Genomic DNA, 13,954 nt, shown 5'->3' on the forward strand with positions numbered 1-13,954 from the left:
CGTTACTCTCCTTCAACCCGCATGATGCTGGCGACACCCCGCACGGTGTCGAGGTTGCGCAACGCCTCGACGGTCCCGTTGAGGGACGCGTCGGACGCGCGGTGCGTGACGACGACGAGAGAGGCCTCGCCGCCCCCGTCCTGTCGGCCTTGCTGCCGAACGGTATCGATCGAGACACCGTGCTCGGCGAAAACGGTCGCAACCTGGGCGAGAACACCCGGTTTGTCCGCCACATCGAGGCTGATGTGATAGCGGGTCACGACCTCGCCCATGGAGCTCACGGGCAGCTGGGTGTACGCCGAGTCGCCGGGACCGGTAGCACCGCTGAGCTTGTTGCGGCAGACCGCGACCAGGTCGCCGAGAACGGCGGAGGCGGTCGGCGCACCGCCGGCGCCCGGCCCGTAGAACATGAGCTGCCCGGCGGCGTCCGACTCGACGAACACGGCGTTGTACGCGCCGCGCACGGAGGCGAGGGGGTGGCTCAGCGGAATCATGGCGGGGTGCACGCGCGCGGTGACCGATCCCCCGTCGGCGGCCCGCTCGCAGATGGCGAGCAGCTTGATGGTGCAGCCCATCCGCTTCGCCGAGGCGAAGTCGGCGGCGGTGACCTCGGTCATGCCCTCGCGGTAGACGTCGTCGAGACGCACGCGTGTATGGAAGGCGATGCCGGCGAGGATGGCGGCCTTGGCGGCGGCGTCGAACCCCTCGACGTCGGCGGTCGGGTCGGCTTCGGCGTACCCGAGCGCGGTGGCCTCGTCGAGAGCCTCCTGGTAGCCGGCCCCCGTCGAGTCCATCTTGTCGAGGATGAAGTTGGTGGTGCCGTTGACGATGCCCAGCACCCGGTTGACCTTGTCGCCGGCGAGGGACTCGCGCAGCGGGCGGATCAGCGGGATGGCACCGGCGACGGCGGCCTCGTAATAGAGGTCCCTGCCCTGCTCCTCGGCGAGTGCGTGCAGCGCGGCACCGTCCTGGGCGAGGAGCGCCTTGTTCGCGGAGACGACGGACGCGCCGTGCTCGAAGGCGGTGGTGATGAGCGTACGGGCGGGCTCGATACCGCCGATGACCTCGACGACGACGTCGATGTCCCCGCCCTTGACGAGCGCGGTGGCGTCGGTGGTGACGAGGGCGGGGTCGATGCCTTCACGCACCTTGGAGGGCCGGCGTACCGCCACACCCGCCAGTTCGACGGGGGCGCCGATGCGCGCGGCGAGATCGTCGGCGTGCGTCGTCATGATGCGCGCCACCTCTGAGCCGACAACCCCACAGCCCAGCAGCGCCACCTTCAGCGGACGCGTACGCATCATCCGACCTCGTTTCCTCATACCGTCACGGTGGGACCAGTCTCACTCACCGGACGGGGGTTTCTATCCCTCGTCCGGATCGTGAGATGTCTATTTCATTTGCACGAGGGCGGCAGACAGGAGATCTTCCGCCCCGCTCAGCATTGTGCCGTCGTTCCTGTCAGCCGACGTCGAGACGCAGGAGGTCCTCCTCCGTCTCGCGGCGGACGATCACGCGCGCCTCGCCGTCGCGGACCGCGACGACCGGCGGGCGCAGGGCGTGGTTGTAGTTGCTCGCCATCGAGCGGCAGTACGCACCGGTGGCCGGCACCGCGATGAGGTCGCCGGGCGCCAGGTCGGAGGGCAGGAAGGCGTCCTTCACGACGATGTCGCCGCTCTCGCAGTGCTTGCCGACGACGCGTACGAGCATGGGTTCGGCGTCGCTCGTACGGGAGACGAGCGCGACGCTGTACTCGGCGTCGTACAGCGCGGTGCGGATGTTGTCGGACATGCCGCCGTCGACGGAGACGTACGTACGCAGTCCTTCGAGGGGCTTGATGGTGCCGACCTCGTAGAGGGTGAAGGCGGTGGGTCCGACGATGGCGCGCCCGGGCTCGACGGAGATCCGGGGCGTGCGCAGCTTGGCGGCCTCGCACTCGCGCGTGACGATCTCGCCGAGCGCCTTGGCGATCTCGTGCGGCTCGCGCGGGTCGTCGTCGCTGGTGTAGGCGATACCGAGGCCACCGCCGAGGTCGATCTCGGGCAGCTCGACACCGTGCTCGTCACGGACGGCGGCGAGGAGGGCCACGACACGGCGCGCGGCGACCTCGAAGCCCGCCATGTCGAAGATCTGCGACCCGATGTGGGAGTGGATGCCGATCAGTTCGAGCCCGTCGAGGGTCAGCGCCCGCCGTACGGCCTCGGCGGCCTGTCCGTCCGCGAGCGCGATGCCGAACTTCTGGTCCTCGTGCGCGGTCGCGATGAACTCGTGCGTGTGGGCCTCGACGCCGACGGTGACACGGATCTGCACGCGCTGCCGCTTGCCGAGCGACTGGGCGATGTGCGCGACGCGCACGATCTCCTGGAACGAGTCGAGGACGATCCGCCCGACACCGCTCTCGATGGCCTGGGTGATCTCGTCCGTCGACTTGTTGTTGCCGTGGAAGGCGATGCGGTCGGCGGGCATCCCGGCGGACAGGGCGGTGGTGAGCTCACCGCCGGAGCACACGTCGAGGTTGAGCCCCTCCTCGTGCAGCCAGCGCACGATGGCGCGGGAGAGGAACGCCTTGCCTGCGTAGAACACGTCGGCGTCGTTCCCGAAGGCGGTACGCCAGGCACGCGCCCGCGCCCGGAAGTCGGTCTCGTCGACGAAGTAGGCGGGCGTACCGAACTCCTCGGCGAGCGCGGCGACGCCGATCCCCCCGACGCTGACCTCACCGGCGTCCGTACGCGTGACGGTCTGCGCCCAGACCTTCGGGTCGAGGGCGTTCAGGTCGGCGGGCGGGGCGGAGTAGTGGCCCTCGGGCCAGACATCGGCGTGACGGGGCCCGGCGGGGTGTGCGGAACGGCTCATGACTGTATGGGCTTTCTCGGAGTTTCTGGAGACATCTAGAGATGTTCTGGGGCGTCGATGCCGAGCAGGGACAGGCCGCCGGCCAGCACCGTCCCGGCGGCTTCGGCGAGCGCGAGCCGGGCACGGTGGGCGGCCGAGGGTTTCTCGTCACCCAGCGGAAGCACGGTGTGCTGGATGCCGAGAATCGCGTCGGCGGTGGTGACGAGATGCCGGGCGAGACGGTCGGGAGCACGGTGGCGGGCGGCGGTGGCGAGGGTGCGGGGGTAAGCGGCGAGGGCGTCGACGAGGTGCGTCATGTCGCCCTGTACGTCGCCGGGGGCGCTGGTGAAGCCGAGGTCGGCGGCGTTGCGGCTGAGGGCCCGGGTGCGGGCGTGGGCGTACCGGACCCTGAAGAGGGGGTTGGTCTCGCGCTGGACGAGGTGCTCCGCGGTGATGCGGGGGTGGTCGTGCGAGGCGGGGTGCAGCAGCGCCCAGCGGGCGGCGTCGCGGCCGAGGGGGATGGGGTCCTGGACGGCCGGCACGGGCCGGACGTTGACCTTGAGGGGCGCCGGCGCGCCGGGCCTGCCGTGGGCGTCGACGCTGACACCGAGGACGGCTTCCCAGGTCGGGTCGGGTTCGTCCTCACAGGACGTACGGACGAGGGCGCCCTGGGAGCGAAGGATCCGGGCGACGGCCTGAGCGGTGACGGCGGCGCGCACTTCACGGGGATGGTGAAGCTGTACGAGGTCTCCGGTGGGCTCGTCGACGAACCCGTACCGCGCGCCGCGCCGCAGTACCTCGGCGACGAGGGCCTGCTCCCCGCCGCCGTCGAGGGTGATGTTGAGGAAGCCGGGCCCGGTGATGTCGACACCGGCCACGCCTTCCGCGCCCGCGAGGTGCGGCCGCAGGATCTCGGCGACCTCCTGCGGCGGGCGGCCGGCGGGGCGGGCCAGCTGCAGGGCGACGTTCGTGGCGTAGTCCCCGCGGCCGCCGGGACCCGGGGGCGCGACCTGGGCCCACTCCGGCACCGGCGCGGCAAGCTCACCCGCGTCCACCGCACAGCGCACTGCACGCAGGACGGTACGGGAGAGCTCGACGGGGGTCACGGGACAAGCGTAGGGGAGGAGGGGGGTGGGTAGGCGAACTGGTTTGGGGGAGGGTCCGGGATGTGGACGGTGGGGGAGGTTGGGCGGGCGCGGGCGCGGGGGCGGGGGCGGGGCGCGTGGGTGGGACGGGGCGGGGCAGTGGACTGGTGGGGGCCGGTGGGGGTTGCTGCGGCGGGTCGCCGAGTCGCTGGAGGTGGGTCGGGGCTGCGGTGTGGGTGGGGTCGGGGCTGCGTCGACATGTCCGTCCTCGATCAGCCGACGGCGCGATGAAGTGGGATCGCGTGGGATGGCATTGCGGGGAACCTGGCGGGGACGCGTCATCCGCTGCGGGCGGACACGTCGCCACGACCCCTGCGGCCGTCGGGCGGCGGCTGGCGCGGCCGTCGGGCGGCTGGCGGCTGGCGGCTGGCGGCTGGCGGCTGGCGGCTGGCGGCTGGCGGCTGGCGGCTGGCGGCTGGCGGCTGGCGGCGAAAGGGTCTCGACCGTCGAGCTTGGCCGTCAAGTTCGGCCGTCGGCTCAGCTGCCGGTGCGGCCGGCGCGCTCGGTCTCGCCGGAGCCGCCGTAGACGGTCTCGGCACTGTCAAAAGACGGGCTGGTGGCCGGAGCCTCCCGCCGCTCCAACAACTGGCGTACGAGCCTGACCAGTTCGGCGGGCTCGAAGGGCTTGGCGAGGAAGGCGTCGACGCCGACGTCGAGGCCGTTCTCGACCTCGTACTGGTTGCAGGCGCTGACGATGGCGAGGGGAAGGTTACGGGTCCGCGGATCGGCGCGGAGCCGGGCGGCGGTACGCAATCCGTCGAGCCGGGGCATGACCACATCGAGGGTGACCACATCGGGCCGGACCTGGTGGATGACGTCCAGACACTCGACACCGTCGGCCGCGGTCACGACCTCGAGACCCTCCAGCTCGAGATTGACCCTGATCAGTTGCCGGATGACCTTGTTGTCGTCCACAACAAGCACCCGACCCGACGCGCCTGGCACAACTCGAGAGTAGGTCGGCACGTGGGGCCGCGTCCGGCTTTTCCCCACTTCCACCCCGCGCGGGCGATCCCGAACCCGCCCGCAACCCGCCCGTCACTCAAGATCGGAACGACCCCCGACACCCCCTCCCCGACCCCCAAAACCCGTTCATGACGACCCCGAAAGAGCTGGTAGGGTTCTACCCGTCGCCGCAACCACAGCGCCCGACACGCCCCCGTAGCTCAGGGGATAGAGCAACGGCCTCCGGAGCCGTGTGCGCAGGTTCGAATCCTGCCGGGGGCACCCTGTATGAGGTGCCCAGAGACCCCGCCATCAGCGCGTAGCTGAGGACGGGGTCTTGGCGTATGTGCAGGCGGATGCCGCCGAAAGCAGCCGTTTGCCAGCGATCACGTTGTAATAGCGTGTTGATCTTGCGGGGCTTCGCGGCAGGTCAGTGACCGTTTCCGGCCTCTTGAGCGTAGCTTCCGACACACCTCCGATACGGCGAAAGCCCCGGATCTCAGAGGCTTTCGTGTGAGTGCCGTGTGAGTCGTTCATCTCGTGCTCCTGGCCGTCGATGCACTTCGCGTGGATCTTGAGCAGCACGTCGACCGAGTGACCCGCGCGAGCGGCCACGTCCGGTGCCGGTACTCCGGAGTTGAGCCACTACGAGACGTCCGCCGACCGTAGGTCGTTCGGCCGGAAAGCGAGCACGGACGAGACCTGTTCCGGCAGGAGCGCCGGCTCTCGCGTCTGCTTCCACATTCGCGAGAACGACGGCATACGGAAAGGCAATTCGAGAGGAGCACCATAGCCGGACTCTTCCTGCACGCGTACCCCAGCCATGCGCGCTGTGAGGGATGATTCGGCAATGGAACCAGCCGTGGTGACAGGCATCGCCGTACTCGGAACACTGCTCGGTTCGGCGCTCACCTACTACTTCCAGAAGCGTCAGGCGGTCTACATCCATGCGATGACCGCCCGCGAACGGCTTCGCGCGGAGAGGATCGGCGCTTACGGTGCGCTCGTCGAGAGCGTGGCAGATCTCCGCGGAGGTCAACTCATCAGGTGGACGACCCGCCGTGAGAGCCCTGCCGACAGTGACGAGTACGCACGAGCGAGGTCCGATTCATGGCGGCTAAGGGCAGCCGCCCGCAGCACCATGTACCGGGTACAGCTGGTCACGGACGATGAGGATTTCGCCCGGCGTGCGCGCGAGTTGGTGGAACTGACCATCCAGATCCTCGACGCCACCGATGCCGAGGATCTCGCCACCCGGGCTCAGCGTTCGGCCGACGAAACGGATGCCTTCATCATTGAGGCGAGGCAGAGGCTGGGCAGGGGCGGTGCGGGCTAGGATGGACGGCCACCCCTCGACGTTACTCCAGGAAAGACGTCGAGTTCCCTCTCGGTTGATACTCGAATACTCCGATTTTGCTTGATCCAAGGGAGTAGGGTGAGAGATATTGCGACCCTCTGCTGTTGAGAACGTCAGCCCGCGCATCGCCGACCGAGCTACATTTTCGCAAGAATTCCTGGACCACGAACTGAGCGGCAACGGCGATTGGCTTCGGCCCGAATGAGCCAATCGCCAGAAGTGACCGCGAACCCTCCTCAGTAGCCTGCACACAAATCCGCGCCACATCGCGCATGTATGCCAGCGCATGGCGCACGGTAAAGACGTAGCGAACCTGCACACCGTGCAATGGCGCGTCCCGGAGTATCGTGTAGTGGTTACGCAGCTTTAGGCGCGATTCCAGCAAGTTGTCCGTATGAACGAAGTTGACCAGATGAATTCCGATCTGGTTCCCCATTCCGTTGTCTCGGACTGATTCAAGCAGGGAAAACGTGTCATGCGTAGTACCTGCCGCGAAGATTACGACTTCAGCGTGGTTGCGCCCGTCAAGCAGGCTACGAAGAGGCAAGCGGCTGAAGTGGCCGACCACTTCGCCCAGAAGCTCTGGACCCGCCGCCTTCGGATAGCTCTCCGACCATGCATAAAGCAACGTGACGTTCTCTACCAGAGGAAACTTGCTGCTCGAATCTCCAGACTTTTCGACTTCTTCTATCAACGCCGAGAGGAGGTTTCGAGGAAAAGCGGAGTAGTCAACGATCAGCTCATCGATTCTCGATATTCCACGCATCAACAGCGCCAATTCGCTGACGAACCTGCCCTGGTCAATCGGATACTCTAGAATCTTGTGCACCACTCTGTCCCGCTGCTCCGATAAATGCAGCGATCGAATCACCTTGCGAACATTCACTGCCTTGATTGCATCCAGGAACGTGGGGCTGTGTCTGCCCTGAAGGGTAAAAATGATCCAGTTAATACGCACGGCACCCGGGTGGGCGTGATACTCGGCTCGAATCATGTCGAGCAGCTCTTCACAACACAGGGTGGACCGCTCCTCAAAATTCGGCGCCAGGATCACCACCAATTGTTTACGAGAGCATTCTCGGATGATGGACCGAACTACACTCAGGTCGCCGACGCGGAGATTTGTCATGAGGCTCCACCTTGGGCCGAGTCGCGTAAAGCGTCCACAATATCTTGGTTGGATTCCAAGTCGATCCACTTGTTCGACGAGGGCTCAGCACTCTGATTCCCAATTCTGGAGTGCACTCGCACGTAGGGGCCCACATATATGTCCTCGGCGGTCGGCTCCGTCGCATACCAGAAGATCGGCAATGAGTCAGTCGGGCAATTGGAGTAGTCAACGAGGGTAAGCCCGCAGGCGCGGTAACCAAACTCCAGGTCATCGCCACTTCGATCACGCATTCGCGCTAGTCTGCTATCCGACTTGATGAAGCGCGCCGAAAACCAGTGACACAGCTCGAGCGCGCTTTCTCTTATCGCAACATCAGCTATCAGAGTTGAGTCGGGGTGGGTAATACTGTGTCGGTCATCGAACAGTACCGCGCAATACCACGCTAGCGCGCCGGCCGGAAGATCCTGGACAATCGCCTGGATCGCATCGACAGCCTTGCTGGTGAGAACCTGGCACAGCACCACTACCTTCGGCGGTTTGAATCCCACTTTTTCGGCAATGCTCCGCGCGATGGCCAACCGCCGCAGATCCGTTTCCAGGGAATGGCCACTCAATGACTTATCAACCAGAATAACCCAATACGGTTTGGCGAACAACGGAACCAGCATGGCTCTCGCCCGGTCTCGTTTAGCCGGATTGAGTAGATCGAGGAGCACATCGGCCAACTTGTCGACGCCCTCGACCCGCTGCAGCCGCTGATTGTCCAACCGCCCCTCGAGCCCATTGACGTGGCAGAACGTTCCAGTCATGGCGCTGGGGTCATTCTCGAAGATATGAATGCTGTCAAGTATTCGTTGACGGGCTCCGACCGAGTCGCAGCCGAGTTCCCTTTCGCAGAGTTCTAGATACAACGCCCTCCAGGCGTCGTTCAGCAAAACCTGTGGAAGGTATACCGTGTTAGCGAAAAGAAAAAGTGCCGCGTGCTTCCATTCCTGAGGTACGTCGCTGAAGTGATCCAGGCAATCAAGGGACTTCCAGATGCGACGCCATACAGGAACGGAAGTTCCTCGATAGGGGGACGAAACCTCCAAGTTGTCCAGCAGGTGCAGTTTCGAGACCACATGCTCGTCAGAAATGGCAGATACGTCAATACTCTCCCAAAAAGGGGCCGAGTAGTCCGAGAACGGGCCATACGAATCGCCATATCGCACCGACTTTACCGCTTTTCCGGTAGAAGCTCGCCCGCTGAAGCACCGCGAACTGCGCGGATGAACGCTGCCAACTTTTCGGGGTCTTGCTTTCCGGTTGAATTCAATAGTCCACTCTGCGTGTCGACTGCGTACGGATTGTATCGACGCACAATCTCGGCAACATTGCCCGCGTCGAGCCCTCCGGCCATGAACACCCGACCCGGGTCGATCACCTCCAGAGCCCGCCGGACGGAATCGGACGAAAGTAGTCGCCCGGTGCCGCCCGCACTGTGGTCAAGGATCACGAAGTCCACCAGGTGCAGGAGTTCGTCGACAAGCCGCCGGTCCAGAGCTGTCGTTGGGTCGACCAGCAGGATGATCCCGGCCGGGGATCCATGCCTGCGTAACTCGTTGTGCAGCTCCACCAGGCCGCTCATCGACCACTGGTGATGCAGCTGCAGCCAATTGATCCTGGTATACGCGAGCGCCCGAGTGATCTGTGCGACGTCCACGACCTTGGTGAGGAGCACCGGACTGATCGCCAAACCGTGCTCCGCCGTCAGCTCCGCGAGCCGCCGGGCTTGCGCCAAGTCCGGGATCTCCAGCGACGTGATCGCATGTAGACCGACGAACTCATACCCCAGTTCGGCCATCAGCTGGATTGAGTCAAATTCCCTCACTCGACACCCCTTGACGAACGTGCCGCGCGTGCTCTCGCTGATGGCGACCTCCGTAGGGCTCGGGGCGACGGGGTTGCATCGGGCGTCGTTTCGAGTACTACGCACCGATACCTAACCCATCCAGGTGTCCGCCAACCCTTCTGTTTCCCTGAAACTCTGCGAGAAAAGCACTGCCGGCAACGGTCCGCTTCTTGGCACACCTGCTGGACGGCTTGGATCTGAAGAACTCGGTGGTGACCACCGACCCTCTGCACACCAAGCATGATCACGGGGCCTGTCCGATCGGCCGCGGCGCTCACTACGTGACTGTCGTGAATAAGAACCGTCACGGCCTGTACGCCCAGGTCAGGAAGCTGCCGTGGCGGGACGTCCCGCTCGGGCACCGCACCCGCGACCACTCCCACCACCGCGAAGAGATCTACCGGCTCAAAGTCGCCGCGTTCAGCCACCTGGACCACGCCAGTGCCCGGCAAGCGATCCAAGTGGTGCGGTAGCAGCGCGACTTGAGCACCGGGAAGCTGGCCATCCAGCACGTCTGCCTGACTACCAGCCTGAGCTTCACAAGGACTCAGCGGATTGCGGATCAAGAGAGTGCCGTCGATTTCAGGGCGGGGTGTCACTCGGCCTCGGCCGCGAAGCGGTCCGTGCCCAGGACTTCAAGGTGCGTTTTTCGTGGCTTTCTGTGTTGGTGCGGCTGTTGTTGTCGTGTTCCTCGGGGGCGTAGCGCTCACGGGCGGCCGGATCGGTGAACCAACGGCAGGTCGCGATGCGGGCGTTGCCCGTGTATTGGGTCTGCTCGCCGAGCAGTGCCATCGCGGACGGGGTCTGCAGCAGCGTCTCGCCCAGCGGGCCTATGACCTGCGCGGTGGTGTCGGTGTCGGACAGGCCGTCCATGACCCGCATCAGGCCGGGGCTCACATGCTGAACGCGTAGGTCGCGGCGGGCCGTTCGGTAACCCGCGAGCAGGAACAGGTGGTCTCGTTCGTCGGGGGTCAGGCGTAGGCTGCGGGCGATCGCCGCGATCATCTGCTCCGACGGTTGCGGGCCGTCGCCGCGTTCCAGGCGGACGAAGTAGTCGGCGGGCATGGTGCACAGTTCCGCCACCTCCTCGCGGCGCAGCCCGGAGCGCGTCGGCGTTGTCCGCGGCGCAGTCCGACGTCCTCCGGTTGCAGTGCCGTCCGACGGGTGCTCAGGAAGGCGCCTAGGGACGAGCGATCGAACGTATGGCCCATGGTCCTCATCGTTGGCCATCCCGCGCGGCTTGGCCACGACCTGCCATTCAGTGGTTCCGCATGTCCTTCCAGTGCCCGTGGTGCGGCGAGTTCACTGGCGATGCGATCACCGGTCGCCTCGTACCCATAACCGCCAGCCCATGGCGGCCAACACCCATTGCGGCCAACCCACGACAGCCAGACCACAACCGCTGAACCGCAACCGCCGAACCACGGGTCACGGGTCACGGGTCACGGGTCACGGAGCCAAGACCCAGTCGAAGCTCGCAGTCGTCCTGTCTCACTGGAGCTGCAGCGCCAGTTGACCGTCGCAGGCAGCCCCGTTCGTTCGGTGCTTGCCAGCCCCGGTATCGCCCGCACCTCGCCGACAGCCCAGTCCCGGTCGAACGTCATCAACCGGTTTGCGTTCCTCACCAATGACCCGGAGCGTGGCGCGCTGTCGCTGCCGTACGCCGCCACCGAAGACGTCCCCGGCAACTCCTACGTCGGGCCCGACGACGGCCTGGGCGGCTTCCGGGGGTCCCCGGCCATCCGTCGGCCGGGCAAGGCCGGCCTCGATCACGCCCTGGCCGGTCGGTTGCGGGACGCCACCGCCGAGCTCGTCGGCGCGGCGGTCACCCGATGAACCACCCCGAGACGTACCCGAAGGCTCACCCGGCGGCCCACCTGAAGACCTGCCTGGAGGCCGCCCACCACGCCGAGATCTACGTCCCGCACGGCCACCCGGAACAGACCGTCGACCTCTGCGAGGTCCGGATGAACTACGCCGGCGCCCGTGATCCCGAACTCCCGGCCATGCTGCTCGTCCCGGCGCAGACCGAGTCCTGGTGGGGCTATGAGGACGCACCCGCCCGAGCGACCGCACCCGGCGAGGACGAAAAGAACAACAAGACCGACGAGGCCGACCAAGGCCCGGATCAGGTCTGCTGGTCGTACACGAGGTCGGTATACCGTCCGGACGCGATGGCCTCCCGTGTGCCCACGATCAGGTTCATGGTGCATACGTCGTAGTCGATCGCCTGGCCGGCCAGCTGTGCGAAGAGTACGAGATCGCCCTCGTCCGGTGCCATGTCCCACGGGTCGGAGAACCCGCCCAGCTGCACGCAGACGCCGGGACGGCTTCCGCCATAGGCCAGGTCGAGGACGGCTTCCTCGAAACTCTCCAACACCTCTTCGGCTCCGTCGCCGTCCAGGAACGCGCTGGTCTGCGGGCCCCCTTCCCAGTCACCGTCCAGGGTCAGTCCGGGCACGGGATACAGGGTGCGTGGTTCGTAGACCGTGGTCTCCATGGCCTCACCCATGCATTCGTGTGTCGCCGCGCGCTCCGTGGTGCGTGCTCCTGCCGGGACATGGAGTACCGCGGACGACTCGGGCGGGTACGAGATGTGCGTGAAGAACAACAGCTGACCGTCGGCGGGCAGTTCGACGTCCAGGACGCCCTGGGGCAGGGCCGCGCAGTCGACGCTCAGTACGAGCGGCTCTCTGCCCTCGGGCCAGTCCACCCCTTCCGGCAGTGCGGGGAGCCCGCCCGTTCGTGCGGCGGGGCGGGCGCTTCCCCGCTGGGATTCGGGCAGTTCCCTGTCCAGCACCAGATAGAGGCACGGCCGGGTCCGGGCCATCAACTCCTGTGCGACGGGGCCGGGAACGCCGTACTCGGCGGCCGTCTTGAGCAGGAGCGGTTCGTCGATCGAAGTCATGTCCGCGATCGTGCCACGGGCCACTGACATGCCGCGGATCGTCCGGTCGCCGCGGCCCGAAGGTCCTCAACGGTGGTTCTTGCGGACCACGTTGATGACGGGAGCCCACACGTGCGGCTCGCTTCCGCCGACGAAGGTCGCTTCCGACCGGAGGACGTGCCGGCCCGGCGCGAGGTCCGTCAGCCATGCCACCCACCCGCAGGCGGTGAAGGTCGCGGGCTGGGCGGGTATGCCCAGGAAGTTGTCCGGCCGCAGCTGAACCGCCTGCTGCGGTGCGCATATCGCGAAGCGTCGCTTCTGGAGATCGATGGCCTTGCCGCCGTCGACGGTGAGCCGCACCGACTCGGTGGTGGCACGGAGGTCGGCCCGGGCGCACTTGCGTTGGGCGGCTTCGCCGACCGCGTAGTACGGAGGCTCCTCGACGTCGTCGCAGACAGTCGTGATCCCGTGGACGAACACCGCTGTTCCTTCTTTCACGGTGCAGTTCTGCGGGGGACCGTTTCCGATGGCCAGGAGGACCTTGCCGGTGCGTCCGAGCTTCACGCACCGCTCGCCCTTCTCGAACCACGGGTTCTCCGCCGCGGGCAGGGTGAACGTCCGGTACCAGCCCTCCCCCATGGCATCGCGTCCGGTCACTCCGTCCATCTTCTTGCGCGGCTCGACGACGCGGCCTTCACCGCCGTGGTCACCGTGACCGGAAGCACTGGGTATCGACCCCAGTTGGATCGCGGCGACCAACGTCATGATCAAGAAGATCGACCACCTGGCATGGCGCGGACGTGGCATGGCGCCCTCCCCCGAACAGAGATGGTGTGGGCCGTTCCCATGCCCGACCACCCTAGGGGCGTACTGGAAGGTACGACCCGTCGGCGGGAGGACGGGACGAGCCGAGGGAGCTGAGGGAGCCGCACGAGCGGCAGAGTGCAAAATTTACCCTGCGCAATGATTGCATTGTGCTTCTCATCCGTACCCCCTGTGGACCGAGCCGTTCACCCAGGAGGCACCATGCGCGTAACGCAACGCACGGCAGGAACCGTATTCGTGATCGGTGGGCTGGCCGTGACGCTCACCGCGCTGGCCTACCCCGCCCTCGTCGGGATCGAGAAGACGACGACCGACCAGGCACGGATCATCGCCAACACCCGGTACGGGCCGTTGACGGAGGCCGACCGGGACTTCGTCATCAAGGTTCGGGCGGCGGGGTTGTGGGAGCACCCGCTGGGGCTGATGGCGATGGAGCGGGGGACGACCCCGGAGATGAAGGAGGCCGGGGAGCATCTGGTCGCGGGGCACTCCGGGCTCGACGAGATGTGCCGGAACATCGCTCCCGAGCTGGGCATCACCCTGCCCAACCAGGCCAGCCCGCAACAGCAGCAGTTCGTGGCGACGGTGGACGGCAGCAACGGCAAACAGTTCGACACGACCGCGGTGAACATCATGCGGGTGACGCACGGGCAGATCTTCCCGACCATCGCCAAGATCCGGGCCAGCACCCAGAACACCATGATCCGGCAGCTGGCCGACCTGGCCAACGACACCGTTCTCGACCACATCACCGTGTTGGAGAAGACCGAACTCGTCAACTACGACCAGGTCAACTTCCAGCAGACCACCCCGCCGAAGCTCCCCAAGGACGAGATGACACCGCCGGCGCCGCAGCCGGGCTCACCCGTTCTCGTACTCAACGAGCCTCCGGGGCTGGATGTGAACACGAGTTCCCCGACGCCGGCTCCCAGCCCGAGCGCCGGGTGACCCGAGCGGCATC

Annotated in this window: 14 protein-coding genes, 1 tRNA gene and 2 pseudogenes; 6 read left to right on the forward strand and 11 right to left on the reverse strand. The window is 66.3% G+C overall.

The window, feature by feature from the left end:
* Window positions 1-2: 2 nt before the first annotated feature.
* The 4 genes from JEQ17_RS15780 to JEQ17_RS15795 all read right to left on the reverse strand — a co-directional run bounded on the left by JEQ17_RS15780 (window position 3) and on the right by JEQ17_RS15795 (window position 4,976).
* Complete coding sequence (locus JEQ17_RS15780; RefSeq protein WP_200401507.1) at window positions 3-1,301, reverse strand: homoserine dehydrogenase; 1,299 nt, start codon at window positions 1,299-1,301, stop codon at window positions 3-5.
* A 160-nt stretch (window positions 1,302-1,461) separates the two neighbouring features.
* The gene (gene lysA / locus JEQ17_RS15785) at window positions 1,462-2,853 is read right to left on the reverse strand and encodes a diaminopimelate decarboxylase (RefSeq protein WP_200395851.1); all 1,392 of its coding nucleotides are present in this window, start codon (window positions 2,851-2,853) and stop codon (window positions 1,462-1,464) included.
* Between the two features lie 35 nt (window positions 2,854-2,888).
* Window positions 2,889-3,938: an ArgS-related anticodon-binding protein NrtL gene (gene nrtL, locus JEQ17_RS15790; protein WP_200395852.1), complete on the reverse strand. Its 1,050-nt coding sequence runs from the start codon at window positions 3,936-3,938 to the stop codon at window positions 2,889-2,891.
* 516 nt (window positions 3,939-4,454) lie between these two features.
* On the reverse strand, window positions 4,455-4,976 hold the full coding sequence (locus JEQ17_RS15795) for a response regulator (RefSeq protein WP_234048214.1): 522 nt from the start codon (window positions 4,974-4,976) through the stop codon (window positions 4,455-4,457).
* A gap of 156 nt (window positions 4,977-5,132) precedes the next feature.
* On the opposite strand from JEQ17_RS15795, the gene JEQ17_RS15800 reads away from it, so the two are divergent.
* A tRNA-Arg gene (locus JEQ17_RS15800) sits at window positions 5,133-5,204 on the forward strand.
* Window positions 5,205-5,450: 246 nt separating this feature from the next.
* Here JEQ17_RS15800 and JEQ17_RS50030 read toward each other — a convergent pair.
* Window positions 5,451-5,678: pseudogene (locus tag JEQ17_RS50030) on the reverse strand (tyrosine-type recombinase/integrase); the annotation flags it as partial.
* Between the two features lie 106 nt (window positions 5,679-5,784).
* Between JEQ17_RS50030 and JEQ17_RS15805 the strand changes: the two are divergent.
* Entirely contained in the window at window positions 5,785-6,258 is a 474-nt protein-coding gene (locus JEQ17_RS15805; protein ID WP_200395854.1) for a hypothetical protein, read from the forward strand.
* A 22-nt stretch (window positions 6,259-6,280) separates the two neighbouring features.
* Here the strand turns inward: JEQ17_RS15805 and JEQ17_RS15810 are convergent, their stop codons facing one another.
* The 3 genes from JEQ17_RS15810 to JEQ17_RS15820 are packed head-to-tail and all read right to left on the reverse strand — an operon-like array spanning window position 6,281 to window position 9,233.
* The gene (locus JEQ17_RS15810) at window positions 6,281-7,408 is read right to left on the reverse strand and encodes a hypothetical protein (protein WP_200395855.1); all 1,128 of its coding nucleotides are present in this window, start codon (window positions 7,406-7,408) and stop codon (window positions 6,281-6,283) included.
* Complete coding sequence (locus JEQ17_RS15815) at window positions 7,405-8,601, reverse strand: phosphoribosyltransferase-like protein (protein ID WP_200395856.1); 1,197 nt, start codon at window positions 8,599-8,601, stop codon at window positions 7,405-7,407. Before JEQ17_RS15815 ends, JEQ17_RS15810 begins: the two co-directional genes overlap by 4 nt.
* 5 nt (window positions 8,602-8,606) lie before the next feature.
* Window positions 8,607-9,233 (reverse strand): phosphoribosylanthranilate isomerase, encoded by a 627-nt coding sequence (locus JEQ17_RS15820; protein WP_200395857.1) that lies wholly within the window; start codon window positions 9,231-9,233, stop codon window positions 8,607-8,609.
* Window positions 9,234-9,451: 218 nt separating this feature from the next.
* Between JEQ17_RS15820 and JEQ17_RS15825 the strand changes: the two genes are divergently transcribed.
* The gene (locus JEQ17_RS15825; RefSeq protein WP_200395858.1) at window positions 9,452-9,754 is read left to right on the forward strand and encodes a hypothetical protein; all 303 of its coding nucleotides are present in this window, start codon (window positions 9,452-9,454) and stop codon (window positions 9,752-9,754) included.
* Window positions 9,755-9,950: 196 nt separating this feature from the next.
* Here JEQ17_RS15825 and JEQ17_RS15830 read toward each other — a convergent pair.
* Window positions 9,951-10,492 (reverse strand): annotated as a pseudogene (locus JEQ17_RS15830) (helix-turn-helix domain-containing protein); the annotation flags it as partial.
* A gap of 331 nt (window positions 10,493-10,823) precedes the next feature.
* Here JEQ17_RS15830 and JEQ17_RS15835 point away from each other — a divergent pair.
* Both JEQ17_RS15835 and JEQ17_RS15840 read left to right on the forward strand, forming a co-directional pair.
* Window positions 10,824-11,117, forward strand: a complete 294-nt coding sequence (locus JEQ17_RS15835) for an SDR family NAD(P)-dependent oxidoreductase (protein WP_234048215.1) — start codon at window positions 10,824-10,826, stop codon at window positions 11,115-11,117.
* A complete protein-coding gene (locus JEQ17_RS15840; protein ID WP_200395859.1) occupies window positions 11,114-11,503 on the forward strand; it encodes a hypothetical protein in 390 nt (129 codons plus the stop codon). The genes JEQ17_RS15835 and JEQ17_RS15840 overlap by 4 nt, the downstream gene beginning before the upstream one ends.
* On the opposite strand, the gene JEQ17_RS15845 is transcribed toward JEQ17_RS15840, so the two are convergent.
* Together JEQ17_RS15845 and JEQ17_RS15850 are read right to left on the reverse strand one after the other, a co-directional pair.
* Window positions 11,410-12,189 carry a DUF1963 domain-containing protein gene (locus tag JEQ17_RS15845; protein ID WP_200395860.1) on the reverse strand — a complete coding sequence of 260 codons (780 nt, stop codon included), beginning with the start codon at window positions 12,187-12,189 and terminating at the stop codon, window positions 11,410-11,412. The genes JEQ17_RS15840 and JEQ17_RS15845 overlap by 94 nt on opposite strands.
* Before the next feature lie 66 nt (window positions 12,190-12,255).
* Window positions 12,256-12,933 (reverse strand): hypothetical protein, encoded by a 678-nt coding sequence (locus JEQ17_RS15850; protein WP_200395861.1) that lies wholly within the window; start codon window positions 12,931-12,933, stop codon window positions 12,256-12,258.
* A gap of 261 nt (window positions 12,934-13,194) precedes the next feature.
* Here JEQ17_RS15850 and JEQ17_RS15855 point away from each other — a divergent pair, with 261 nt between their 5' ends.
* Window positions 13,195-13,941 carry a DUF4142 domain-containing protein gene (locus JEQ17_RS15855; protein ID WP_200395862.1) on the forward strand — a complete coding sequence of 249 codons (747 nt, stop codon included), beginning with the start codon at window positions 13,195-13,197 and terminating at the stop codon, window positions 13,939-13,941.
* Window positions 13,942-13,954: the final 13 nt, after the last annotated feature.

Source organism: Streptomyces liliifuscus (genome assembly GCF_016598615.1).
Classification (GTDB): domain Bacteria; phylum Actinomycetota; class Actinomycetes; order Streptomycetales; family Streptomycetaceae; genus Streptomyces; species Streptomyces liliifuscus.